We start from the raw sequence: 24,156 nt of genomic DNA, 5'->3' as shown, positions 1-24,156 counted from the left end.
CAGACGGAGACCTGCACACGTGACCATCATCGATAACGCCGTCTACGTCGACGGGGTCCGCACCGCGGAGCCCGAAAACCTGGAACAGACGTTTGAAACGCTTGGCAGCCACGGCGGGATGGCCTGGATCGGCCTGTACCGGCCCTCGAAAGCCGAGATGGCCGCCGTCGCCGAGGAGTTTGGCCTGCACGACCTCGCCGTCGAGGACGCCATCTCGGCCCATCAGCGGCCAAAGCTGGAGCGCTACGGGGACAGCCTGTTCACTGTTCTGAGGCCGGCCCGGTACCGCGATGACACCGAAACCGTGGAATTCGGAGAGCTCCATATCTTCGTTGGCAAGAACTTCGTGGTGACGGTCCGGCATGCCGAGATGTCCGGCGTCGGACAGGTACGCCGCCGCCTGGAGTCCCGGCCGGACCTCCTCCGCCACGGACCGCCGGCAGTGCTGTACGGGCTGCTGGACCAGGTGGTGGACGACTACGCTCCGGTGGTGGCCGGGCTGGAGAACGACATCGACGAAATCGAGGACCAGCTGTTCTCCGGGGACTCGACGGTGTCCCGCCGCATCTATGAACTCGCCCGCGAGGTCATCCAGTTCCAGCGGGCTATCCACCCCCTGCCGGCCATGATGCAGCAGCTCAACCGGGGGTTCGACGACTTCGCTGCCGGCGCCGACCTCCAGCACAATCTTCGCGATGTGGAGGACCACGTGGAGCGGGTGATTTCGCGGGCCGATTCGTTCCGTGACCTCCTGCAGAACGCACTGACCCTGGACGGCACGCTCACGGCCAACCGGCAAAACGAGGCCGGCGCGCAGCAGAACGAACAGGTAAAGAAGATTTCGTCCTGGGCTGCGATCTTCTTCGCACCGTCCTTCGTGGCCGGCGTGTACGGCATGAACTTTGACCACATGCCGGAGCTCCACTGGGCCTACGGCTATCCCATGGCGATCCTGCTGATGATTGGCACAGCCGCTCTGATGTATCTCATCTTCAAGCGGAAGGGCTGGCTCTAGTGGCAGGATTTCACCGGGGACTGGTCATCACGCCCGGCACGGAACGGCAGCTGGGTGCCTGCGGGCTCTTCAGCCCTTCCCCTTCCCAGCGGGACGTCCTGGCCCTGCCCACCGGTCCGCTGTCAGTCAAAGGCGCCGGCCCGGACATGCTGTGGGCGAGTTTTGCCGAGCTGTGCGGCAGGGCACGGTCGACGTCGGACTATCTTCTGCTGGCGGAGCGGTTCAACGCCTGGGTGGTGGACGGCATACCCGCACCTTCAGCAGAAGGCGGGGCCGGCCCGGCTGACTGGCAGCGGTTCCTGGCTGTGCTGGACGTCCTCCACGGGCAGGACATCACTCCGTTCCTCATCGCCCCGGGGCTTCTTGGCAGCCCCTTTGGCGGGCCGGAGTGCCGCGCTCCTGAGGAACTGGCCCCCGTCATGTCACGAATAGAAGAGCGGCTCTCGAAGCTTCGCCGGATCGAATCGGACGAACAGTTGGCGGATGAGCAGTCCGGCGGCTGCTAGCACCAGCCGTAACCCGGCCGACCTGAGCCGGTTGCGTCTGCTTACAATCGATTGACATCAACTATTGAGGGAAACATGAAGAAACTCACCACTGCCCTGCTTGCCGCCGGGTTCATCCTCTCCGCTTCCGCCTGCGCTGCGCCGCAGCTCACCACCGCACAAACCTGCGACCGGATCCGGACGGTTGTCTCGAACCCCACGAACTCCGTGGGCAAGACCGGCATGACCCGCCTGGCCAACCAGATCCGCCCCATCGAGGCAGTGTCCTCGGACGAGCTGCAGCCCGCGCTGCATGCCATCCTGGAATACACGGACGAGTCCGCCAAGGAAACCCCTGACGAGGCGAAGCTCACCGAGCTGAAGGCCGGCTATGAGCAGGCCGGCAGCACCTACAGCAAATTCTGCGGCGGCCAGTAGCCCGCACCTTTACACGCCTGGCGTCCACGGGCAGGGTACCTTCCCGCCCGTGGACGCCTTTCGCGTTGGCAAAACACGGCCACCCACGCACCGACGCGGAGGCGAATCCGCCACGCTTTCCTGAGACGGAAGCCAGCGACCCGGGCTTAGGAAAATCTTGGGTATGCCGCATCAAACCCCTCAAACAGGGGGTAAAAGCGACGCCTGACTCTCAGGTAGCTCCGGCGTTTCATAGCGTGCAGGCCGCAGACTGTTCCTGTCCCTGAAGCAAAGGTAGCCGCGAACCGTAGCTTCAGACTGCCGGGTCCGGAACGCATTCCCCCCATGTACTCCGGACCCGGCGGACAACTAACTGACACAGCCGGACATGGAGGACCGCTGGCAGCCGGGACCCGGCGACGCCCAGCTGCGGCTCCTCGGATGAAAGCTGGCCAACTCTTGATCCGAACCTGCGACGACAGTGTCAGGTTCTTGAGCTGCGTCCCGGACCATTTCATTGAGAATCGCAGGATGGCGTGGACAACTGGATGAGGTGGCTGCATGGCGGAGGACCCGGACGCGGCCCAGAACCTTCCGGTACTGGATGACCGTGCGCTGCAGGACCTCACGGACGAAGCCGGGGAGGACGCAGCGCAGAAGTTCATGGAGGAGTATCTGGTGATGCTTCCCGTGCGGGCGGCCAAGATCTTCAAGGGCCTCACCCGAGGCGATATGGAGACGACCCTGGAGGCCATCATCAGCCTGAGAGTCAGCTCGGGGATGGCCGGCGCGCAGCGCCTTGAGGCATATTGCAGCAGCCTTGAGAGTGCGCTGAAGCACGGGCACCACCCGGACATGACAGCAGTGAAGGCAGTGCTGTTCGCCAACATCCGGCTGGTAGTCCGCGAAGCGTCCCGGCGCGGCCACCTGCCGCCCAAGGGACACGGTTCTTCGGGCACATGAGCTGCAGCCGCGTAGTTTGTTCTCCGAGCCAAAAAGGAAACACCCCGGTCCGCAGACCGGGGTGAAACTGTGGAGCTAAGGGGATTCGAACCCCTGACCTCTTCGATGCGAACGAAGCGCTCTACCAACTGAGCTATAACCCCGTGGCGCCGTGTCCCTGAGGAACACCAACGCCGGTTTCCCTAGGCTACAAATTTTCTGGCCGGTTTGCCAACCAGGCCTCAAATGTCGTGTCTCCGTAGCGCTGTTCAGGCGCCAGGTTCTTTCCTTCACGCAGGAACCTGCCCGTCGATCCGGGCAGCGGAAGTTCGATCGCGATGCCCCTGGCGCCGGTTATCCGCTTCCAGGTGCCGGCCAGCGATCCCATGCCCAGGACTTCCGGCCCTCCGACTGTCTGTGGCGCGTGGGGGCCGCCGGACGGCGCTCCCAGTGCGGCTTCCAGCAGGGCCGACGCCGCATCCGCCGGCGAGATCGTCTGGAACCGTGCCCCTTTGATCGCCGGCACGAGGCCAACGCGGGCCCCCGCGCCGAAAATCCCCGCCAACAGGCTGTGGAACTGCGTGGCCCGCACAGTGCGGGTGTCCAGCGCGGCTCGTGCTTACACGCGCTCCTTGTCCGCTTTTGACCGGTAATAGGCAAGGGTGCTTTGGGTCGCAGTTGACGATGGACAGCTGTACGGCGCGGGCAACACCCGCCGCCGCGGCTTCGCCCAGCAGCACTGCCCCGCCGGCCGCATAATGCCTCAGTGCTTTGCCGGTCCGCGCCTCGAGGCAATCGACGACGACGTCGGCGCCCGCCAGCGCTTCCGGCACCCCTTTTCCGGTGGTGACGTCCGCGCGGAAGTAAGCGGCGCCGTCGTAATACTCCCGGGCACCCGGGAGCGGCGGGTTCCGGCTCAGAGCGGCGACGGCGTGCCCCTGGTCAAGTGCCTGGCGCACCACTTCGCGGCCCGCCTCGCCGGTGCCGCCGGCAACGCAGATCCGGGCCACTACTGTGGCGCCTGGTGCCGCACCGGCGTCCGGCTACGCGCGGCGGCGCTGCAGGACGTCGTCAAGGTTGCTCAGCGCGCTCTGGGCCTTGGTCAGCGGCTTGGCGGGCGCGGCATTCGGGGAGGCGGCGGGAGGTGCGGCGGCCGGACCCTGCTTGAGTGAGGGCTTGCCCACGGACTTGGGAGCCTCGGGCAGCGCCAGCGGCTCGGGTGCCGGACGCTCGGCCTTGGCCGCTTCGACGTAGGTGGGCTTGGGAACTTCCACCGGGTCCCAGCTGGATTCGGGCTGGGCCGCCGGGCCCTGTACCGGGACTGCGGCGCTTTCGTCGCCGGCCGCAAGGGCGACTGCCAGGGCCGCCTCGCGGAGTTCGACTGCCGTTAGAGGCTTGGGCTTCTTGGTTTCTGCCTCGGCATCGAAGAGCGCGATTTCGCGGGGCTTCACCGGCTCCGCGGCGGGTGCCGCCTCCGCGGGGCGCTCGGCGGCGGACTCCCGGCCGGCGGGTGCGCCCATGGCCGCCCTGAAGGCGGCGCTGACTTTCCTGCGGCGGTCACGGACGGCGAGCCGTCGCAAAACCACGACGGCGGCAGCGCCGGTCAGGAACGCCACGGCCGGAACCCAGGGGTTGCCGAGCCCAAAGAGCCGCAGGACTCCGGCCACGATGGCCGTCATGACGGACAACAGCCCAACGAACGCGATGGCCGTCCGTCCGTAGCGGATCCGAAAGGCACCGGTCCCATCGGCGGCAGGCCTGGTGCCGGACGAAGCCGGGGTGAGGCCTGTTGCTGGTTCGCTGCTCTTCCTGGTGTCCATGCGATTCTCCTGCTGGGCGGCCATATACACGACCGTCCCGGCTTGCGGGTTTGCAGTTTCGGCGTCGACGCTGTCCAGCGTCAGGTCACCGGCAGTCTGGAACTGATGCCGGCCGTTGCGGAGCATGTAAGGGGCAACCCAAACGATCCAGAGCGCAACTGCAGCCACAAGGATGACTGAGCTGCTAAGGGGGAAGTCCACACACAAAACCGTATGAGGAATGTCGGGGCTCTTGTGGCATTCGTCTCGGTGTGTCGCGGCCCAGCTTCAATTCAATGGACTTATATGCGGAAACCCGGCTCTGACCAGCGGCTCTGTCGGTCAGGGGTCAGGCGGGCCTGACCCGCAGCCAGCGGCTCAGGAGGCCTTCCGGAATTTCCTCTGAAGTCAGTGCGAAGGAACGGTGGTCCGCCCATTCCCCGTTGATGTGCAGGAACCGCGGGCGGTAGCCCTCGTCCCTGAAGCCGAGCTTTTCCACGACGCGCAGGCTTGGACCGTTTTCGGGACGGATGTTGATTTCCATCCGGTGCAGGCCAAGGGTCCGGAAACAGTGGTCGGTTGCCATGGCCACGGCTGTCGGGGCAATCCCATGCCCGGCGCGGTCCTGGTCCACCCAGTAGCCGAGGGTCGCCATCATGGCCGATCCCCACACAATGGAGGAGACAGTCAACTGCCCCACGATGACGGGGTCACGGTGTCCGGGTGTCCACTCGGCGATCACGAAGGGCAGTGCCGTGGCCTGGGCAGCCTGGGTGTTCAGGGACCGGACCATCTGCCGGTAATCGGGCAGAGCCCCGCCAGCGATCGGATTCGAGGCCTCCCAGGGCGCCAGCCAGTCGCTGTTGCGGGAACGGACCTCAGTCCATTCCTTCCGGTCCCTGTACCTGATGGGCCGCAGGACAAGGTCCCCGCACTCCAGCGTGACCGGCCAGATGTGGCTGACCCTCATGAATGGTTACTTGGACAGACGGGCGGCAATTTCCGGCAGCCACTCACGCAGACCAGGTCCGAGGTCTTCGCTGTCGATGGCGAGTTCCACGCAGGCCTTGAGGTAGCTGAGCTTGTCCCCGGTGTCGTAGCGGCGGCCGCGGAAAACCACGCCGTACACGCCGCCGCCTTCACCGTCCCTGCTGGCCAGCTCCTGCAGGGCGTCGGTCAGCTGGATCTCGCCGCCACGGCCGGGCTCGGTCTTTTCCAGCACATCGAACACGTCAGGGTGGAGCACATAGCGGCCAATGACAGCCAGGTTGGAGGGCGCCTCGTCCACGTCCGGCTTCTCCACCAGCTTGTTGATCCTGACGAAGCCTTCGCCCTCAATCTCGGAGATATCAGCACAGCCGTAGGCGCTGATCTGGGACGGCTCCACCTCGATGAGGGCCACCACGGAACCGCCGGTTTTGGCCTGCACGTCGATCATGGTGCTGAGGAGCTCGTCGCGGGCATCGATGAGGTCATCACCGAGGAGGACGGCGAACGGCTCGTAACCCACGTGCTGGCGGGCGCGCAGCACCGCGTGGCCAAGGCCCTTGGGGTCACCCTGGCGGACATAGTGGATGTCGCCCAGGTTGCTCGCGGCCTGGATCGATTCCAGCTTGGCGGTGTCCCCCTTGGCCTCCAGCGTCGCTTCCAGGGCCGGGACGCGGTCGAAGTGGTCCTCGAGCGCGCGCTTGTTGCGTCCGGTGATCATCAGGACGTCGCTCAGGCCCACCTTGACGGCCTCCTCGACGACGTACTGGATGGCCGGCTTGTCAACCACCGGCAGCATCTCCTTGGGCATGGCCTTGGTGGCAGGCAGGAACCTGGTGCCGAGCCCAGCAGCGGGGATTACGGCCTTGCGGACTGAACAATTAGTGGAAGTCACTGGTCTAATCTATCCGAGGGAACATTCATACGGTAAATGCTTCCGGCAGCGGCCCGCCCGCCTGCCGCTGCGACAAAGGATGACATCCATGCCAACAGGGACCATGCCGTCGAAGGACGGGATCCGTTCGCGGCACCGGCAAATCCGGGCCACGATGACAGCAACGGACCTCGCAAATGCCGGCGACGGCATCGCAACCCATGGCCTGCCCTGGGCCGAGGCCATCGCTGCCGGCAAACGGGCCACGTTCACCGCTTACCTCGGCGTTGACTTCGAACCGCCAACCCTCCCGCTGCTGCACGCGCTGCATGAGGCGGGTCACAGCATCCTGCTCCCGGTGTGCGAACCGGACCGGGAGCTCAGCTGGGTCTTCTGGACCCCGGAGAGCGAGTTCATCCGCAGCAGGTACGCGCCCATTCAGGAACCGGACGGTGAGCGACACGGACTGGACGCGGTGCGGACTGCGGCCGGGATGTTCATGCCGGCAACGGCCGTTGACCGCAGCGGCAACCGAATCGGACAGGGCGGCGGCTACTACGACAAGTTCCTGGCCGCGGCCAACGCCGGCGGCCTGCACCTTCCGAAGGCAGCCATCATCTACGACACCGAACTCCTGCCAGCCCAGACCATCCCGGCTGAAGACTTCGACCGCCCCGTCGAGGCAGTGCTCATGCCCTCCGGGCTGGTAGCCTTCGCGTGACCTCGCCCGGGGCGGGGTGCTAGAATTGGCACTCAGGCCCTGCGACTGCTAATGGAGTCATTTCCGCCGCGGTGATCCGTCAAGGAGAAACCGGGAAACGAAGCCAGGCAGCACGGGACCTGTCGTTTGTCCAAGAGGAGGATCTACAGTGCCCACGTATGCCTATGCCTGCAAGGATTGCAGCCATGCCTTTGACATCGTGCAGTCGTTCACCGACAGCACTCTGACGTCCTGCCCCGAGTGCCAGGGCACGCTGCGCAAGAAGTTCAACAGCGTGGGCGTGGTCTTCAAGGGTTCCGGTTTCTACCGGACGGATTCGCGCGATTCCAAGGGAAGCGCCGTCTCGCCCTCCCCCGCTGCGTCAGCCCCGGCCGCTCCCGCATCCTCTGCTTCATCCGCTGCCCCGGCAGCTGCAGCCGCGAGCTAATCGGGTTCCCGCGGCACCTGCCGCCTTCAAACTCAAAAGAGTCCGGCCGGGTTTACCGGGCCGGGCTCTTTGCTTTAGTCGGGTAACCCGGGGCTTGCGTGTCCCTTCGTGCGTGCAGGTGCCTAACTCTCTGTTCGCGCTCGGGCCAGTCTCCCGGCGGGCTGTGGAGGCGCTACTTTTTCCACATACGGCTGCCCGCACCTGTCGCGGCCCAACGGACGGCCCGTAGCGTGGCGGCATGCCAGCTACCGGAATCTTCCCCGCAAGGGCATCCCGCCCGGCCGCTCGTCCCGGGCGCCGCAACGCATTGCCCGGTTCTGCCGTCCGTCCGCGCCCGCGCGGACGGCGCTTCGCGGGGTGGCTGAACCGTAACCGCCGCCTTGCCGTGGCACTCCTCCTTTGCGCGGCCGCGGGGATCGCCGTCCACCAGCTGACTCCTGCCCCCGCCCAGACCGTGGGTGTCCTGGCCGCTGCCCGGGACCTTCCGGCCGGGGCGAACCTGACGGGCAGCGATGTCAGGACCGTCAGCGTCCCGCCCGCCATGGTGCCGGACGGGAGTTTTGACGACAGCAGCGGAGTGGACGGCAAGCAACTGGCAGGGCCGCTTCGCCAGGGCCAACTCCTCACCGATGCGCAACTGGTGGGGCCAGGCCTGCTGACGGGAGCGCCGCCCGGATCCGCTGCGGTGCCGCTGCGGATGGCGGATCCGTCATCCATCCAACTGGTATCCCCCGGACAACTTGTGAACGTGGTCATGACAAGCGGCAACGGCTATGAGCAGGCGTCAGCGTCGAAGGTACTGGCCAAGTCCGTGCCTGTCCTGTGGACCTCCGGCCAGGAAGGCCAGGGCGGCCAGTGGCTTGCTGCCGGGGACTCGGACGGGCTGCTGGTAGTGGCCGCCACTCCTGCGCAGGCCAGTGCCTTGGCGGGCGCGTCAACCCAGGGAAAACTGTTTTTCGTCCTGGTGGGATCCGGTGCCCGGTGAGCGAGCCCGTGCGGGTTCCGTGCCCCGGGCAAGTCCTCGGGGCTCTGCGAATCCCCTGCGCTTTGCCAATCCTCGGGGCTCTGCGAATCCCCTGCGCTTTGCCAATCCTCGGGGCTTTGCCAATCCTCTGGCCTTTGCGGATCCTCGGCGTGTTTGCCGGGCTGCTCAGCCCCAGTGCGGGGGCCTCTGCTCCTTCAGCCACGCGTCGTGGTCGTTGCCGGATTCTGCGTCGCCCCAGGTGCGCGGGTCGTCCTCGGCCGCCGTCTTGGGGACCACCCCTGTCCGCTCCTGCCCGCCGGCTTTGGCGCGGCGGCCCTTTGCGGACTTCCCCGGTGCCGCTGCCTGCACGTTTTTGCGTTCGGCCTCGGCTTCGCGTTCGGCCCCGTCTTCGCGTTCGGCCCCGCCGTCTGATGTCACAGCGGGCCCTCCTTCCGTTCCGTGGCCAGCCCGTCCGCGCCAGCCTCAGATCCGAAGCCTCCGCCGGCGTCGGGCGCGCCGGAACCAGAGGCCCCCTGGTCCGTTCGGCCAGGGTATGCCCGATCAGTGTCTCCCTGATCGGTGTCCTCCTGATCCGCCTCTGCCTGATCAGTGTCCCGCTGGCCAGCCTCTGTCTGATGGATGTCGGTTTTGTCCGCATCCAACGAGACCTGGTGCTCCGGGACCGCCTCCGCTGCGTCCCGGCGAGATGCGTCCCGGCCGCTCTCGGCGCCGTCCACGCCCGGGTCGTCACCGAAGAGGTCATCCAGGTTCCCGTACCCGGCTTCGTCCCCCGGTTCGGACTCGAAGTCGTCCACCGCGAGGGTGCTGACGTCGTCATCCAGGAAGAATCCCGGCGACCCACCGGAGCGCCCCGGCGGAGCAGGCTTCTCAAGCCCCAGGTATCCGCCAATCCTGTCGGCGCAGGCCGAGGGATCGGTGAACACCTCGATGGTCCACAGCGGCATGTACCGCCAGCCGAGCCGCTCAAGCAACTGGGGGCGCAGCCGGCTGCGTTCCCGGACTGTCATCTGGCGGTATTGCTCGGTGCCGTCAGATTCAATGGCGACCGGCCGTGGAATGTCGGCTTCGTCCTGGCCCATGGTGCTGAGCGGATCGGCTGCGGCCACCACGTCGATGGCACCGTCGTACTGGTGCCAGACGCGGGCACCGCGGGCACGCAGCCGGTCGCCGAGGTCGGCCACCAGCGGATCGGCTCCCAGCGCCTGTTCGCTTGCCGCTGCCCGCGAAGCTGGGGTCCCCAGGTCGGTGTTGCCGGAGATCTCCCGGTCCAGAAGTTCGAAAAGGTCGACGGCACCGTGGGCCAGCCGCGTCCGGTCAAGGTCCTCCGGTTTGAAACACGTCAGGACATGCAGCGACTGCCGGGCCCGGGTCATGGCCAGGGCAAACTTGGCCCGGCCGCCTTCGGCGGACAGCGGGCCGAAGCTGTGCAGGGCGCGGCCGTGCGGTGTCCGCCCGTAACCCGGCGAGAAGATCACGCGGTCGCGGACCAGCCCCTGGGCACGCTCCAGGTCCACCACCCGGAAGGATTCATCACCTGCCGTGAAGAATCCGGAGAGCGACGGATGGTTGGGCAGCTGCAGCCGGATGGACTCGCCGATGCGTGCCGCGTGCCGGAGGCTGGCAGTCACCACCGCCAGCGAGGTCCGGGGCCGGAGCCGGGCGTGTTCGAACACGAGTTCAACCACCCGGTTCACCTCGGCCACCACCGATTCGACGCCCTCGTGGTCCGCGCTGGGCAGGCCCGTGCCGTCGGGCAGGTACTCCACCGTCAGCGCACGATCCAGCCCCGTGGCCGACTGGCCCTCGGGGAGGCGGCGGAGGCCGCCGTCGTAGAAGTTCTTGCTCAGCTGCAGCACCAGGTCCTCGTCCACCGCGCGGTAAACGGAGCGCAGCGGCGCTGTCGGCAGTACCGCAGAAAGTGCCGTGAACGCGCTTTCGACGCTCTGGTGCGACTGCTCGCCGGCAGCGAGCCGCTCCACCGCAACGGTAAAGGTGCGCGGGCTGGCGATCTTGTCGTCGCCGAAGGCGATCACCTGCCGGGCACGGGCGACGGCGGGGAGGACCGCCTGCAGCGACGTCGCCTCCGCGTCGAGGATCACCACGGCGTCGAACTTCTGCTCGGCAGGCAGGAGTCCGGTCATGAGGTACGGACTGACCGACCAGACAGGCACCAGCATGGGGACGAGCCCGGGTGCCTGCGCCGTCAGCGCGGCCAGTGTGACCCGCCCGTCCTTGAGCAGGCTCCGGAGCAGGTCCGCCTGGCGGGCATGCTCCTCAATGCCCGCGCGCCAGCGCTCGGCCAGCTTCCACCGCAGCCGCCCGCCGCCGCTGGCGATATGGGCGTTGTCGGCGAGCCGGTACTCCGCCTCCAGCTGGCGCAGCGCGTCGCCGTCGGACATGGCCAGGTAGTCGTCACCGCTGATCATCGCTTCGAGCGCCGACTGCCACCAGGCCAGGTCAAGCTCGGCGGCGACGGACCCGGCACCGACCTCGCGCTCCGAGAGGTCCGCCAGCAGCTCCCCCAGCCCGTGCTCGCGCATGTTCTCGATGAGAAGCGTGCGCTCGGGCAGGGTCTGCAGCGTCTGCGTGTCCGAGACCAGCCGTTCCAGGCGCTCCATGAGCTCCGGGTACGGAATGTTTTCGAGCGAGCCGCCTGCAGCCGTATGCCGCAGTGCCTCGCCCAGCATCTTCATCTCGCGGGTCAGTCCGCGGTGCATGATGCTGATCTCCGCCAGGCCGGACGGCACCGCCGGGTGCCGCTGTGTGGTGGCGTACCCGGCCCACTGGGCACGCTGTTCCTGAACCAGCACCAGCGAACTGTGAAGATCGGCAATGTGCACGCCCGGACGGACGTACTCTTTGGCCACCCGGCGCAGGCGGGACCGCTGCATGGAGGCCATGTCGATGCCGCGCTCCCTGCGCCAGGACGAGGACGCCGTCGCGGAAATCAGGTCAGTCACGGGCCGGTCGAAAATGTCCGGGGTGAACTTGTCCAGGCTTTCGCGGACGGCCACCAGGAGCTTGAGCTGGGAGCCCCATTCGGCAAACGTGGTGCCCAGGCGAATTTCGGCGTGGCTGGCCACCTCGTTCATCCGCTCCTGCAGCAGCGGCAGCTTCTTCGCCACCGCACGTGCCAGCTCCTGGGCTTCCTCGGTTTCCTTGCGCGTCACCAGCCGCGCGCCGTGCCAGGGGCTGGTGGTCGATGCCCTGCTGAACGCACCGAGTTCGGCCGCGCGCTTCAGCCGGCCGGCGAGTTCCTCGCGGTCCCGGATGCTGTCCAGGACGCTGCGCTTCAGGCGGACGGTGGTGGCCGGGGCGGGCTGGATGGACGTCAGCTCCGCGAGCGACTGCATGGCCTGGTACGGCGAGCAGCCCCACCGCTGCCGCACGTTGTGCAGCGACGCAACGTGGTCCAGAAGCGCATGGCGGTGCTCGGTGAGGGTCTTGTGCAGGCTGCCGAGCTGCGGTTCCTGGGCCTTCTCGTTGCGCACGATGGCGCGCACCAGCTGGCCCTTGAGCTGCTGTGGCGTTGCGTTTCCGGACAGCTGGAAAAGGATGGAGTCCAGGCCCAGGTTTTCGAGGCGTCCGGCCACTTCGTTGAGGCTGGCACGCCGGTCCCCCACCACCAGGACGGTCTTGCCTTCGTCCACGAGCGCACCGATGGTGTTGATGGCCGTCTGTGTCTGGCCCGTGCCGGGCGGGCTGCTTACCACCAGCGAGTCCCCGGCACGGACGGCGTCGACCACATACTGCTGGTCGGCGTCGGCGTCGAGGAGGAGCAGCTCTTCGGCCGGGTCCCGCTCGTCAACACTGGGAAAACGTCCGGGCTCGAGCGCGGGCACGTCGATGACTTCACCCGATGCGGCCTTGGCCAGCGAGGCCACCAGTGTGTTCCGACCATTAATCCACGGATCGTCGAGGTTCCCGGAAAGGTCCGCGAAGCTCGAGACCAGCAGGTTGTGCTCCACGTCGGCGCCGTGGATCGGCTTGACCAGGGTGCTGATCCGGTCCAGCACGGGCAGGGGGTCGAACCGCGCGGTGCTGTACGCCATCCGTGTCACCGCGTTGACGTCGAACACGATCCCGTGCACGGTCTTGAGGTGACGGATCAGGGCGGGGTTGATGCGCGCCTGCTCCGTGAGCTGGAGTTCGTAGTCGTCTTCGCCGGGGCGGATCGTGAGCGACATGGCAGTCAGCATCACCGGGGCCGAGACGCGCTGCGGTTTGCCGCCGACGGCGGAGGTCCACACCACGGTGCCGGCCGAAAAGTACCCGGCCTCGATGCCGCGGTCATTGGCCAGTTCGAAAATCTTCGAGCGCAGGTTCCGGCAGGCCCGGGCGGCCACGACGTACTGCTGCTGGTCACGGATCAGCGTGGAGAGCCGAGTCCGGCGCCCGGCCATGAGCTGCGCCAGGCCCGAAGGGTGCGCGTGCGTGAGGTCGATGGAACCCTCGGGCGTCTTGGTGAAGCGCAGCATGGTGTCTGCCCCTGTAACGGGCTTGAGCCCGGACAGCCACTTCCTGAGCTCCTCCGAACCCTCGGAGTCGACCTGACCTACTGACACTACTGCCTTCTTTTCTGCGCTTGCGCGTGACGCCTTGGACCATACGGGCATAGTTTCGAGCGTAGCCGGAAACCGCCGCGGTTGAGAGACCGCAACACTGGGTCGGCCCAAGTTGCGGCGCATTTCGCACCGTTGCCCGCCATGCCGGATGCGATACCCGGGAATGCAAAATGGCCGGCCTCCCTGCGGAGACCGGCCATTCTTACAACGCTATTCCCACTCGATGGTTCCCGGCGGCTTGCTGGTGACGTCGAGCACCACGCGGTTGACGCCGTCGACCTCGTTGGTGATCCGGTTGGAAATCCGGGCCAGCAGGTCGTAGGGAAGCCGTGACCAGTCGGCCGTCATGGCGTCCTCGGAGGAGACGGGGCGCAGCACAATCGGGTGGCCGTAGGTGCGGCCGTCGCCCTGGACGCCGACGCTCCGGACGTCCGCTAGCAGCACCACGGGCATCTGCCAGACGTCGTTGTCGAGTCCGGCAGCGGTCAGTTCGGCGCGGGCGATGGCGTCTGCCTTGCGCAGCAGGTCCAGGCGTTCCTTGGTGACTTCACCGACGATGCGGATTCCGAGGCCGGGGCCGGGGAACGGCTGGCGGCCGACGATCTCCTGGGGCAGGCCGAGCTGGGCGCCCACGGCACGCACCTCGTCCTTGAACAGGGCGCGCAGGGGTTCGACGAGCTCGAACTCCAGGTCCTCCGGCAGGCCGCCCACGTTGTGGTGGCTCTTGATGTTCGCTGCGCCCTCGCCGCCGCCGGATTCGACGACGTCCGGGTACAGGGTGCCCTGCACGAGGAACTTGATCTTTTCGCCGTGTGCGGCGGCGTCGGCGATGATGGCGCGCTCGGCCTCCTCGAAGGCCCGGATGAATTCGCGGCCGATGATCTTGCGCTTGGTTTCGGGATCGCTGACGCCGGTCAGCGCGGCCTGGAAGCGCTCCTGCTCGTTGGCCACGTAAAGGTTCACGCCGGTGGCGGCGACGAAGTCGCGCTCCACCTGCTCGGCCTCGCCTTCGCGCAGCAGCCCGTGGTCGACGAAGACACAGGTCAGCTGGTCGCCGACGGCGCGCTGGACGAGCGCTGCCGCAACGGCCGAATCCACGCCGCCGGAGAGGCCACAGATGACCCGGGCATCGCCGATCTGCTGGCGGATGCGCTCCACCTGCTCTTCAAGGATGTTGCCTGTGGTCCAGTTCTGTTCCAGCTTGGCGCCCTTGAACAGGAAGTTCTCCAGCACCTGCTGGCCGTAGGCCGAGTGCTTCACCTCGGGGTGCCACTGCACGCCGTACAGGCTCTTCTCCTCGTTGGCGAACGCGGCAACCTCAGCGCCGGCAGTGGTGGCCAGCACCTCGAAGCCCTCGGGAGCCGCGTGGACGGAGTCACCGTGGCTCATCCAGGTGTTCTGGTGCTGCGGCATTCCCTCGAGGACGGAGCGGCCTTCGCCGAGGATGGTGGTCTGCGTGGAGCCGTACTCCCGCAGGCCGGTCTTGTCCACCTTGCCGCCGAGGGCGTTGGCCATGGCCTGGAAGCCGTAGCAGATGCCGAAGACCGGAACGCCGGCCTCGAAAAGGTCGGCACCGACGCTCGGGGCGCCGTCGGCGTAGACGCTGGCGGGTCCGCCGGACAGGATGATGGCGGCAGGGTTCTTGGCCAGGAGCTGCTCAGTGCTGTAGGTATGCGGAACCACTTCCGAATACACATTCGCTTCCCGGACGCGGCGGGCAATCAGCTGCGCGTACTGGGCACCGTAGTCAACAACCAGCACCGGCTTCTGGGAAGTTTGGGATGCAGTGGGAGTAGTCACCGTACTAGCCTACTTTGCAGGCTTGCCCCGACGCATCTTGAGCGGCCCCGCTGTGATGCACGGAACGCAAATCAGTAGCGGCTGGCGGCCTGCGGGTTGGCCGCAAGCTCGGACTCCACCTCGGCGTGGAACTTCTTCTCCACAATGAAGGACAGGAACGGCACCACGCCGCCGAGTGCCAGCAGGATCATCTTGGCGAACGGCCAGCGCATCAGCGTCCACAGCCGGAAGTTGGACATCAGGTACACCACGTACATCCAGCCGTGGACGATGAGCACGGTGACGGACACGTTGAACCCGCCGAGGACACCTTTCGGTTCCGCCTGGGCGAATCCGAAGCCGAACGGCTGGCCGGTCAGGGCGTCCGTTCCGCCGGCGAAGAGGTACTGGCCGAAGCCGTAGCGGGCAACCAGCTCCGCGCACAGCAGCAGCAGCATGGCACCCGTGAGGTAAGCCATGACCTTATAGAACTTCAGGGCAGAGCGGATCTGCGCCTCGGTGCCGCCAAAGCGTCGCTTCTTTGCCGCCCCGGTCGGGTTGGAGGGCTGGATGGCCGGCTTGGGTTCGATCATGGCTGTACCTTTTGTTGGATCTCGTTGGGTTGGGTAGGTTCTGGTCCGTCGTAATCCTCGGCGTCCTCGAGGCTTCTGCGGTAGTCGTCCTTGACCAGCCGCCACCAGATGAAGAGCGCGAAGCCGGCGAAAACGATCCACTCCACGGAGTAGAACAGGTTCAGCCAGTTGACCTTCGCGGCCGGCGGCTGCGCGGCAATGCTGAGCGGCTCGAGTCCGCTGCCGGCGGCAGCACCGACGTCGGCCGTTCCTGATTTTTCCGCCGTGGCGGAAACGAAGGCCGGGTAGCTGCTGACGTTCCAGTCGTTGATGAGTTCGGCCACCGAGACGGCCGTCGCCTGTCCCGGTTCGGGGGCCGTGTTGGGAACTGGGGCCTCGGACGGCAGCAGCCGTCCGGTCAGCCGGATGATGCCCGACGGCGGGGCGCTGGCGTCGGCGGGAGCAGCGATCCAGCCGCGGGCCACCGGTATGTAGGTTTTGGGTGAGGCTGCCGCGCCTTGGAGCACTGGGGCATCGGACACGGCGAAGGCCGTGACCACCCAGTAGCCGCTCTTGCCGTCCTTGAGACGGCCCGGGATCAGGACCTGCCTGGCCGGATCGTAGGTGCCGGACGCCGTGACCATCTGGTCCGCCACCGAGCCACGGAAGAAGTCTCCGGGTTGCAGGGTTTTCGTCAGGGCCTGGACCTGCTCCGTGGTGGGGTTGACGGGCACTTCAGGCTGCGTGGAACGGCCGAACTGCCATTGACTCAGGAGCACAAAGACACCCGAAACGGCGATCGCAAAGACCAGGCCTGCGATCCATCGGGGCTGGAGGGCTGTTTTCCACACCCCTTAACGTTACTTCGTCCGCGTGTAGAACAACGAACCGCGGGTAGCGCGAACGTACAGTTGAGGCCCCCGGCGACGGGGCTCAACTGTACGTTCGCGCGATTCGAAGGGCCTCAACTGTACGTTCGCGCTCAGTGGTCGAAGAACACCAGGCTGGAATTGATGAGCTCGGCGATGACCTCGGCATCGTAGGCCCGGCGCAGCGATTCCCGGAAGGACTCCTTGGACAGGGACCGCGCCAGGGTGGCAAGCACTTCAAGGTGGTCGGAGAACGAGCTCGCGGGCGTGGCGATCAGCAGCACCACGGTGGCAGGACCGTCGGCGGCGCCAAAGTCGAGGGCCTTGCCGTACTTGGTAATCCCGACGGCGATTGAGGTCTCGGAGACGAATTCGCTGCGGGCGTGCGGCAGTCCCACTCCCCCGGGCAGGCCGGTGGCCAGCTGGTGTTCCCGGGCGTTGACGTGCCCCAGGAAGCCCTCGAGGTCTGAGACGCGGCCGGCGTCGAACAGCGTCCGGGCCAGCTGGCTGGCCGCGTCCACCTTGTCCTCGGCATCCATTTCAAGGATCACCATGTCCGGTGTGGTGAGTTCCGCGTCGTAACGGTCCAGTGGTTCCGCCAAGTGGTGTCCCTTCAGTGGTGCCGGGGCCTGTCCGGCGGCAGGTCGCGAGCTCAGCGCAGCGGGACGATATCCTCCGCACCCAGCCGGGCAGCATCCGCCGACTCGTCATCGGGCTGCTGCTGGCTCAGCCGTTCGGCTTCCACCCGCGCAAGGTAATGCTTGATTTCGCTTTCCCGCTGCGCATCGCTCCAGCCAAGAATTTCTCCCATAAGCTTAGCGACTACCGGGACGGCAGACACACCGCGGTCCCACGCCTCGATGGAAATCCGGGTGCGCCGGGTCAGGACGTCGTGCACGTGCCGGGCGCCCTCATGGGTTGCGGCGTAGACCGCTTCGGCCTGCAGGTAGTCGTCGGCGCCGGGCAGCGGCTCGGCCAGTTCGGGCCGGTCCTGGATGATTGCCAGCACCTCCGAGGTCATGGATCCGTAGCGGTTCAGCAGGTGCTCCACGCGCGCCACGTGCACTCCGGATTCCTCGGCTGTCCGGTTGCGGCGGTTCCAGGCAGCCTTGAACCCGCTGGCCCCCAGCAGCGGGATGGTCTCGGTGCAGCTCGGCGGCACCCGCTCGTCCATGCTGCGGACGGCCTCGTCCACGGCGTCCTTGGCCATGACGCGGTAGGTGGTCCACTTGCCGCCTGCCACCACAACGAGTCCGGGCACCGGATGGGCCACAACGTGCTCGCGGGAGAGCTTGGCTGTGGAGTCGCTTTCCCCGGCCAGCAGCGGCCGGAGCCCGGCATACACACCCTCCACGTCTTCCCGGGTAAGGGGCCGTTTCAGGACCTTGTTGACGTGTTCCAGGAGGTAGTCGATGTCCTTGCTGGACGCCGCGGGGTGTGCCTTGTCCAGGTGCCAGTCGGTGTCCGTGGTGCCGATGATCCAGTGCCGCCCCCACGGGATGACGAACAGCACGGACTTCTCGGTCCGCAGGATCAGCCCGACTGTTGACTGGAAGCGGTCCCGCGGCACCACCAGGTGGATGCCCTTGGATGCGCGCACCTTCAGCTGGCCGCGCTCGGTGACCATGGCCTGGGTCTCGTCGGTCCAGACCCCTGTGGCGTTGATGACCTGCTTGGCGCGGATGTTGAAGCTGGAGTTGTCCTCGCGGTTGACCACTTTGGCGCCCACCACCCGCTCGCCCTCGCGCAGGAAGTCGACGACGGCGGTCTGGTTGACCGCGTGTGCACCGTAGTAGGCGGCGGTGCGGACCAGGTTGGCCACATACTTCGCGTCGTCCACCTGGCCGTCGTAATAGCGGATCGAGCCGACGAAGGCGTCGTCCTTTAGGCTCGGGGCGGCGCGCAGGGTGCCCCGGCGCGAGAGGTGCTTGTGGAACGGCACGCCGCGCTTGTGGCCGCCGGAAATGGACATGACGTCATACAGCGCGATGCCCGCGCCGATGTACGGCCGCTCGACGAAGCGTTTGTTCAGCGGGTACAGGAACGGCACCGGCCGGGCAAGGTGCGGCGCCAGCTCGGAAAGCAGCAGCCCCCGTTCCTGGAGCGCTTCCTTCACGAGTGCGAAGTCGAGCATTTCCAGGTAACGGAGGCCGCCGTGGATGAGCTTGGAGGACCTCGACGACGTCCCGGCGGCCCAGTCGCTGGCTTCCACGATGCCGACGCTCAGGCCGCGGGTCACCGCGTCCAGGGCCACGCCGGTGCCGACGATGCCGCCGCCGACTATGAGGATGTCCAGTTCCTTGCCCGGCTCCGCCGAAGCCTTCAGCGCCGCAAGCGCGGCCTCCCTCGCCTCGGGCCCCAACGCGCCCCTGGTCGCCGCCGGACGATCACCGAAACCGGTCATGACAGGCCTCCATCCTCATCGAACGTTGTAGTTCACCAGAGTACTTCGATCGTCTGCCGATGGGCAGGGTGCGGACTGCGTTGCCGGCGCCGCAGCTCAGTTTCCGGCGTAGGGCGAAACCACGACGTCGACGCGCTGGAACTCCTTGAGGTCCGAGTACCCGGTGGTGGCCATGGAGCGGCGGAGTGCGCCGATCAGGTTGGAGGTCCCGTTGGTGTGGTGGCCCGGCCCGAAGAGCACCTCTTCGAGCGGACCAACAGTTCCGATGTTCACCCTGTCGCCGCGGGGCAGCTCCAGGTGGTGGGCTTCCTGGCCCCAGTGCCAGCCCTTTCCGGGGGCTTCCTCCGCCCGGGCGAGGGCGGTGCCGAGCATGACGGCGTCCGCGCCCATGGCGATGGCCTTGACGATGTCACCCGAGGTGCCCATCCCGCCGTCGGCGATCACGTGGACGTAGCGTCCGCCGGACTCGTCCATGTAGTCGCGGCGGGCAGCGGCGACGTCGGAGATGGCGGAGGCCATGGGCGAATGGATGCCCAGTGCCCGGCGCGTGGTGGTGGTGGCACCGCCGCCGAAACCGACCAGGACGCCGGCCGCGCCGGTGCGCATCAGGTGCAGGGCGGGCGTGTAGCCCGCGGCGCCGCCCACGATGACCGGAACGTCGAGCTCGTAGATGAACTGCTTGAGGTTGAGCGGTTCGTGGTCCTTCGAGACGTGCTCGGCAGAAACCGTGGTTCCCCGGATCACAAAGATATCGACGCCGGCAGCCACCACGGTCTTGTAGTGTTCCTGGGTGCGCTGCGGGGTCAGCGAGCCGGCCACGGTGATGCCGGCGGCGCGGATTTCGGCCAACCGGGACGTGATCAGCTCGGGCTGGATGGGTGCCTGGTAGAGCTCCTGCATCCTGCGCGTGACGGCCGGGCTGTTGGTTTCGTCCGCAAGCGCGCCGATCTCGTCCAGCACGGGCTGCGGGTCCTCGTACCGGGTCCAGAGTCCCTCGAGGTCCAGGACGCCCAGGCCTCCGAGCTTGCCGAGAGCGATGGCCGTCGCCGGCGACATGGCCGAGTCCATGGGAGCCGCGATGACCGGCATGTCGAACTTGTAGGCATCGATCTGCCACGAGACGGAGACGTCCTTGGGGTCACGGGTGCGACGGTTGGGGACGATCGCAATGTCATCCAGGGAGTAGGCACGACGCCCACGCTTGCCACGGCCAATCTCAATCTCGTAAGTCACTGCTCTAGGTTATCCCAGCCGAACACCTGTCTGAGGACCGGGACACCGGGAGGCATGCCCCGGCGACAGAGGCGTTGACTACAGTGGCCGGATGGGCAAACGCTGGGTCTTCGACGGGCACATCGCAGGCATCGGAACCGCTTCCGGGCTGCGCGCCGTGGTGGGGATCTGGCAGGAGTCGTTCATTGCCACCACCTACCGCTTCGAGGAGGTCCGCTTCGTGGAGGTGTCCGCCGTGGCGGCAGGAAAATCGTTGACGGTCGACGCCGGTCCACTGGTGATCCGGGCAGCCACCGGCGGCAGGGCCCTCCTGGGCGCACTCCTGCGGACGGTGCCCCGGCCGCTTGCCGTGCACACCCGTTGACTGGCTGCCGTCAGCCCGCCGGCCGCCGTTGCCAGCCCGGGAGCCCGGACGTCCGGCACTGCCGGGAACGGGAGCTCAGATCCCGCCGGCCTCCTCGACGCTGAGCTGCGACTCGAACATCCGGAAGTAGCGGCCGCGAAGTGCCACCAGTTCCCGGTGCGTGCCCTGCTCCACGATGCGGCCGTCCTCCAGCATGTACACGATGTCAGCCTTCTCGATCGTGGCCAGCCGGTGGCTGATGGCGATGATGGTGCTGCTGCGTTCGGCGAACAGCCGGGTGAAGATGCGGTGCTCTGCCAGCGCGTCGATGGCGGAGGTGGGCTCGTCCATGACCATGAAGGCGGCGTTCCGGTAGAAGTTCCGCGCCATGGCCAGACGCTGCCACTGCCCGCCGCTCAGTCCGCTCCCCTTCCGGCCCCGCGGATCCTCCATCCAGTTGCTGACGTGGTTGTCCAGGCCGTTGGGCAGCTTGTTGATGAATTCCAGCGCCTCGGCGTCCGAGGCCGCACGGCCGATCCGTTCGTCGTCGCGGGGTGAATCGACGTCGCCGAACAGGATGTTTTCAGCGGCCGTGGCGAACTCGTACTTGAGGAACTCCTGGCTCAGCACCGCCAGGTGGCGGTGCCAGGAGGTGACGTCGACGGCGGCGAGGTCCACGCCGTCGAGCATCACCTGGCCGGAATCCGGGCGGTACAGCCCTGCCAGGATGCGGATCAGCGTGGACTTTCCGGCGCCGTTCTCCCCCACGATGGCGATGTGCTGGCCTTCTCGGATCGTCATGCTGATGCCACGGATCACCTCGATGTCACTGCCTGTGTAGGTGAAGCGGATGTCGCGCAGCTCAACCGTCTTGGGGGCCTCGGGCAGCGGCGGTGCGTGGTTGGAATGCACGGGCAGCGCCATGAACAGCTCGTAGTCCTTGAGGTTGGCGAGGTCCTCGTCGATGGAGCTGAGCGAGGAGACCAGGTTGTTCGCCGTGGACAATGCGCGGCTGACGATCTGCTGGACGTAGAGGAACTGTCCAACCGGCTGGGCGCGGGCGATGATCTGGCCCACCACCCAGATGAGCGAGACAACCTCGGCGGCATACTGCAGCGCGTCGGCGGCCAGCTGCTTGGGGATGTACCTCTTCTGGAAATCCAGCCGGCGCTTCTCGTCGGCGTCCCGGAGCCGGGAGCGCAGTTCCATGAGGTACCGGACGATCCCGTACAGGCGCATCTCGGCGATGTGCTGCGGGCGGAGCAGGTTGGTCTCGATCATCCGCCGCTGCCGCCGCGAATCCACCTGCGTGTTCCAGTGCGCGATCTGCTCGCGGGACAGCTTGAACTGCAGGTAGACGCTGGGGACGATCGCGACCAGCACGATCACGGCGATCCACCAGCTCACCAGCAGCAGCGCGCCAATGGCCAGGATCACCGAGACCAGCTGCGTGAAGATGGCCGCGATCCGGTCCAGGACCCTGGCATAAGAGTCGGAGAACCGCTTGGCGCGATCGTAGAGGTCTACCGTTTCCTTGTCGTCGTACCGCCAGAAGTCCAGCGCAAGGAACCGCTCGTACATCAGGTCGCCCACGATGGCCCCCACCCTGAAGCTCATGACCTGCTGGATGTAGCGGTCCAGGCTGCCGAACGCGCCCCAGAACAGGCCCAGCGCGGCGGTGATGACGACGTAGACGATGGCCTTCTGCCCGGCGTCGGAGTTTCCGCTGTAGGCGGCCGCCAGCGCAGTGGTGGTCAGGCCGGCGAAGTAGGTGGTGACCAGCGGCAACACCGCGGAGATCAGGGAGCCGGCCACCTTCATGAGCACGGCACCCGGCGAGGCGCGGAAACTGACGCGGAGGACCTGGGCCACGGCGCGGGCGTAGGGCTTCAGTGCCAGCCGCCGCTGGGGTTCCCTTTTGGGGCTCAGTTCAGCGGGATGGCGTGGTTGGGACATGGCTCCAGCCTAATCCCGCAGGTGTGACCGGAGACGACGGCGGGCCGCCGGGAAAAATCCAGCGGCCCGCCGGCGCGACCCGCTTCTAGCGTGAACCGTAGTTCGGTGCCTCGACGGTCATCTGGATGTCGTGCGGGTGCGATTCCTTCAGGCCGGCCGGGGTGATCCGGACGAACTTTCCGCGGGCCTTCAGTTCAGCAACGGTCGGGGCACCGGTGTAGAACATGGTCTGGCGGAGGCCGCCGACCAGCTGGTAAGCCACCGATGCCAGCGGGCCGCGGTAGGCCACGCGGCCTTCGATGCCCTCGGGGATGAGCTTGTCATCGCCGGAGACGTCGGCCTGGAAGTAGCGGTCCTTCGAGTAGGACGTGTTCTTGCCGCGCGACTGCATGGCGCCGAGGGAGCCCATGCCGCGGTAGCTCTTGAACTGCTTGCCGTTGACGAAGATGAGCTCACCCGGGGACTCGTCGCAGCCGGCCAGCAGGGAACCGAGCATCACGGTGTCGGCGCCGGCAACCAGCGCCTTGCCGATGTCGCCCGAGTACTGCAGGCCGCCGTCGGCGATCAGCGGAACGCCGGCGGGAATGGCCGCCTTGGCCGACTCGTAGATGGCGGTGATCTGTGGAACGCCCACGCCGGCCACCACGCGGGTGGTGCAGATGGAGCCCGGGCCGACGCCCACCTTGATGCCGTCGGCACCGGCGTCGATCAGCGCCTGGGCGCCTTCGCGGGTGGCGGCCTGGCCGCCGATGATGTCCACGTGCGCCGCAACGGGATCGGACTTCAGGCGCCGGATCATGTCCAGCACACCCTGCGAGTGGCCGTTGGCGGTGTCGACGAAGAGGGCGTCAACGCCGGCGTCGATCAGCTTCATGGCGCGTTCCCAGCCGTCACCGAAGAAGCCGATGGCGGCGCCGACGCGCAGCCGCCCCTCATCGTCCTTGGTGGCCAGGGGGTACTGCTCGGCCTTGGTGAAGTCCTTGGTGGTGATGAGGCCCTTCAGGCGGCCCTGGTCATCCACCAGCGGGAGCTTTTCGATCTTGTTGGTGGCCAGCTTGTGCGAGGCTTCCTCGCGGCTGATGCCGACGTGGCCGGTGACCAGGGGCATCTTGGTCATGACGTCACTGACCAGGCGGATCGGGAAGTCCGATTCCGGCACAAAGCGGGTATCGCGGTTGGTGACGATGCCGAGGAGGCGGTTGCCGTCGTCGACCACGGGAAGGCCGGACACTCGGTAGCGGGCGCACAGCTCGTCGAGTTCCTGCAGCGTGGCTTCGGGGCCGATGGTGAGCGGGTTGGTGATCATGCCGGACTCGCTGCGCTTGACGCGGTCCACCTGGTCCGCCTGGTCGTCGATCGCGAGGTTGCGGTGGACGACGCCTAGGCCGCCCTGGCGTGCCATGGCGATGGCCATGCGGGACTCGGTGACGGTGTCCATGGCCGCGGAAAGCAGCGGCGTCTGCACGCTGATGCGCTTGGAGATCCGGGACGACGTGTCGGCCTCGGAGGGGATCACGTCGGTGTGGCCGGGAAGCAGCAGGACGTCGTCGTAGGTCAGGCCGATGAAGCCGAAGGGGTCGTGCTCGGGCTGGGTCATGAGTGCGCCTCTTACCTTGGTTTACAGGTTCACGGGTAGGGGTTGCAGCCGATGACCAGCCCGTCATTACGGGACTGGCCTGTGCAGGGTTGGCCCTGTGCTGGTTAAAGCGGGGCCGGGGGGTGCTTCTGGAGGAATTGAATTAATACTAGAACCTTGGCGGCGATCCCCATATTCCGCGCCGGC

Annotated in this window: 22 protein-coding genes, 1 tRNA gene and 1 pseudogene; 8 read left to right on the top strand and 16 right to left on the bottom strand. The window is 66.9% G+C overall.

Annotated elements, in window-relative coordinates; genetic code table 11:
* The first annotated feature begins 19 nt into the window (after window positions 1–19).
* The 4 genes from corA (at window position 20) to ACFRAU_RS06820 (ending at window position 2,880) form a co-directional block, all read left to right on the top strand.
* Window positions 20–1,015 carry a magnesium/cobalt transporter CorA gene (gene corA, locus ACFRAU_RS06835; protein ID WP_377999275.1) on the top strand — a complete coding sequence of 332 codons (996 nt, stop codon included), beginning with the start codon at window positions 20–22 and terminating at the stop codon, window positions 1,013–1,015.
* On the top strand, window positions 1,015–1,521 hold the full coding sequence (gene zapE, locus ACFRAU_RS06830) for an AFG1/ZapE family ATPase (RefSeq protein ID WP_377999274.1): 507 nt from the start codon (window positions 1,015–1,017) through the stop codon (window positions 1,519–1,521). Before corA ends, zapE begins: the two co-directional genes overlap by 1 nt.
* A gap of 75 nt (window positions 1,522–1,596) precedes the next feature.
* Entirely contained in the window at window positions 1,597–1,938 is a 342-nt protein-coding gene (locus ACFRAU_RS06825; protein ID WP_377994405.1) for a hypothetical protein, read from the top strand.
* A 540-nt stretch (window positions 1,939–2,478) separates the two neighbouring features.
* The gene (locus tag ACFRAU_RS06820) at window positions 2,479–2,880 is read left to right on the top strand and encodes an Hpt domain-containing protein (protein WP_377999273.1); all 402 of its coding nucleotides are present in this window, start codon (window positions 2,479–2,481) and stop codon (window positions 2,878–2,880) included.
* 70 nt (window positions 2,881–2,950) lie between these two features.
* Here the strand turns inward: ACFRAU_RS06820 and ACFRAU_RS06815 are convergent.
* The 6 genes and pseudogenes from ACFRAU_RS06815 to galU form a co-directional block, all read right to left on the bottom strand.
* A tRNA-Ala gene (locus ACFRAU_RS06815) sits at window positions 2,951–3,023 on the bottom strand.
* A gap of 44 nt (window positions 3,024–3,067) precedes the next feature.
* Complete coding sequence (locus ACFRAU_RS06810) at window positions 3,068–3,451, bottom strand: hypothetical protein (RefSeq protein WP_377999296.1); 384 nt, start codon at window positions 3,449–3,451, stop codon at window positions 3,068–3,070.
* A gap of 133 nt (window positions 3,452–3,584) precedes the next feature.
* Window positions 3,585–3,818 (bottom strand): annotated as a pseudogene (locus ACFRAU_RS06805) (NmrA family transcriptional regulator); the annotation flags it as partial.
* Between the two features lie 84 nt (window positions 3,819–3,902).
* A complete protein-coding gene (locus tag ACFRAU_RS06800) occupies window positions 3,903–4,880 on the bottom strand; it encodes a hypothetical protein (protein WP_377999272.1) in 978 nt (325 codons plus the stop codon).
* Window positions 4,881–5,007: 127 nt separating this feature from the next.
* Window positions 5,008–5,628 (bottom strand): GNAT family N-acetyltransferase, encoded by a 621-nt coding sequence (locus ACFRAU_RS06795; RefSeq protein WP_377994401.1) that lies wholly within the window; start codon window positions 5,626–5,628, stop codon window positions 5,008–5,010.
* Between the two features lie 6 nt (window positions 5,629–5,634).
* On the bottom strand, window positions 5,635–6,540 hold the full coding sequence (gene galU, locus ACFRAU_RS06790) for a UTP--glucose-1-phosphate uridylyltransferase GalU (protein ID WP_377994400.1): 906 nt from the start codon (window positions 6,538–6,540) through the stop codon (window positions 5,635–5,637).
* An 88-nt stretch (window positions 6,541–6,628) separates the two neighbouring features.
* On the opposite strand from galU, the gene ACFRAU_RS06785 reads away from it, so the two are divergent.
* From ACFRAU_RS06785 to cpaB, 3 genes are all read left to right on the top strand, one after another.
* A complete protein-coding gene (locus ACFRAU_RS06785) occupies window positions 6,629–7,240 on the top strand; it encodes a 5-formyltetrahydrofolate cyclo-ligase (RefSeq protein ID WP_377994399.1) in 612 nt (203 codons plus the stop codon).
* A gap of 148 nt (window positions 7,241–7,388) precedes the next feature.
* Window positions 7,389–7,667: an FmdB family zinc ribbon protein gene (locus ACFRAU_RS06780; RefSeq protein WP_377999271.1), complete on the top strand. Its 279-nt coding sequence runs from the start codon at window positions 7,389–7,391 to the stop codon at window positions 7,665–7,667.
* A 238-nt stretch (window positions 7,668–7,905) separates the two neighbouring features.
* A complete protein-coding gene (gene cpaB, locus ACFRAU_RS06775) occupies window positions 7,906–8,652 on the top strand; it encodes a Flp pilus assembly protein CpaB (protein WP_377999270.1) in 747 nt (248 codons plus the stop codon).
* 165 nt (window positions 8,653–8,817) lie between these two features.
* On the opposite strand, the gene ACFRAU_RS06770 is transcribed toward cpaB, so the two are convergent.
* The 8 genes from ACFRAU_RS06770 to ACFRAU_RS06735 form a co-directional block, all read right to left on the bottom strand.
* A complete protein-coding gene (locus ACFRAU_RS06770) occupies window positions 8,818–9,069 on the bottom strand; it encodes a hypothetical protein (protein ID WP_377999269.1) in 252 nt (83 codons plus the stop codon).
* Window positions 9,066–13,268, bottom strand: coding sequence for an AAA family ATPase (locus ACFRAU_RS06765; RefSeq protein WP_377999268.1), 4,203 nt, complete (start codon window positions 13,266–13,268; stop codon window positions 9,066–9,068). Before ACFRAU_RS06765 ends, ACFRAU_RS06770 begins: the two co-directional genes overlap by 4 nt.
* A 159-nt stretch (window positions 13,269–13,427) precedes the next feature.
* Complete coding sequence (gene guaA, locus ACFRAU_RS06760) at window positions 13,428–15,017, bottom strand: glutamine-hydrolyzing GMP synthase (protein WP_377994394.1); 1,590 nt, start codon at window positions 15,015–15,017, stop codon at window positions 13,428–13,430.
* Window positions 15,018–15,088: 71 nt separating this feature from the next.
* Complete coding sequence (locus ACFRAU_RS06755) at window positions 15,089–15,589, bottom strand: DUF3817 domain-containing protein (protein WP_377999267.1); 501 nt, start codon at window positions 15,587–15,589, stop codon at window positions 15,089–15,091.
* Window positions 15,586–16,419 carry an SURF1 family protein gene (locus tag ACFRAU_RS06750; protein ID WP_377994393.1) on the bottom strand — a complete coding sequence of 278 codons (834 nt, stop codon included), beginning with the start codon at window positions 16,417–16,419 and terminating at the stop codon, window positions 15,586–15,588. The genes ACFRAU_RS06755 and ACFRAU_RS06750 overlap by 4 nt, the downstream gene beginning before the upstream one ends.
* 131 nt (window positions 16,420–16,550) lie before the next feature.
* The gene (locus ACFRAU_RS06745) at window positions 16,551–17,039 is read right to left on the bottom strand and encodes a PTS sugar transporter subunit IIA (protein ID WP_377994392.1); all 489 of its coding nucleotides are present in this window, start codon (window positions 17,037–17,039) and stop codon (window positions 16,551–16,553) included.
* Window positions 17,040–17,089: 50 nt separating this feature from the next.
* Window positions 17,090–18,841 (bottom strand): glycerol-3-phosphate dehydrogenase/oxidase, encoded by a 1,752-nt coding sequence (locus ACFRAU_RS06740; RefSeq protein WP_377999266.1) that lies wholly within the window; start codon window positions 18,839–18,841, stop codon window positions 17,090–17,092.
* A gap of 96 nt (window positions 18,842–18,937) precedes the next feature.
* Complete coding sequence (locus tag ACFRAU_RS06735; protein ID WP_377994390.1) at window positions 18,938–20,074, bottom strand: GuaB3 family IMP dehydrogenase-related protein; 1,137 nt, start codon at window positions 20,072–20,074, stop codon at window positions 18,938–18,940.
* A 91-nt stretch (window positions 20,075–20,165) separates the two neighbouring features.
* On the opposite strand from ACFRAU_RS06735, the gene ACFRAU_RS06730 reads away from it, so the two are divergent.
* Window positions 20,166–20,438 (top strand): hypothetical protein, encoded by a 273-nt coding sequence (locus ACFRAU_RS06730; protein WP_377999265.1) that lies wholly within the window; start codon window positions 20,166–20,168, stop codon window positions 20,436–20,438.
* 75 nt (window positions 20,439–20,513) lie between these two features.
* On the opposite strand, the gene ACFRAU_RS06725 is transcribed toward ACFRAU_RS06730, so the two are convergent.
* Window positions 20,514–22,373: an ABC transporter ATP-binding protein gene (locus tag ACFRAU_RS06725; RefSeq protein WP_377999264.1), complete on the bottom strand. Its 1,860-nt coding sequence runs from the start codon at window positions 22,371–22,373 to the stop codon at window positions 20,514–20,516.
* Window positions 22,374–22,458: 85 nt separating this feature from the next.
* Complete coding sequence (gene guaB, locus ACFRAU_RS06720) at window positions 22,459–23,970, bottom strand: IMP dehydrogenase (protein ID WP_377994387.1); 1,512 nt, start codon at window positions 23,968–23,970, stop codon at window positions 22,459–22,461.
* Window positions 23,971–24,156: the final 186 nt, after the last annotated feature.

The organism is Arthrobacter sp. NPDC056691 (assembly GCF_042791415.1).
Taxonomy (GTDB): domain Bacteria; phylum Actinomycetota; class Actinomycetes; order Actinomycetales; family Micrococcaceae; genus Arthrobacter.
This window is presented reverse-complemented; position numbering and strand designations above follow the sequence as displayed.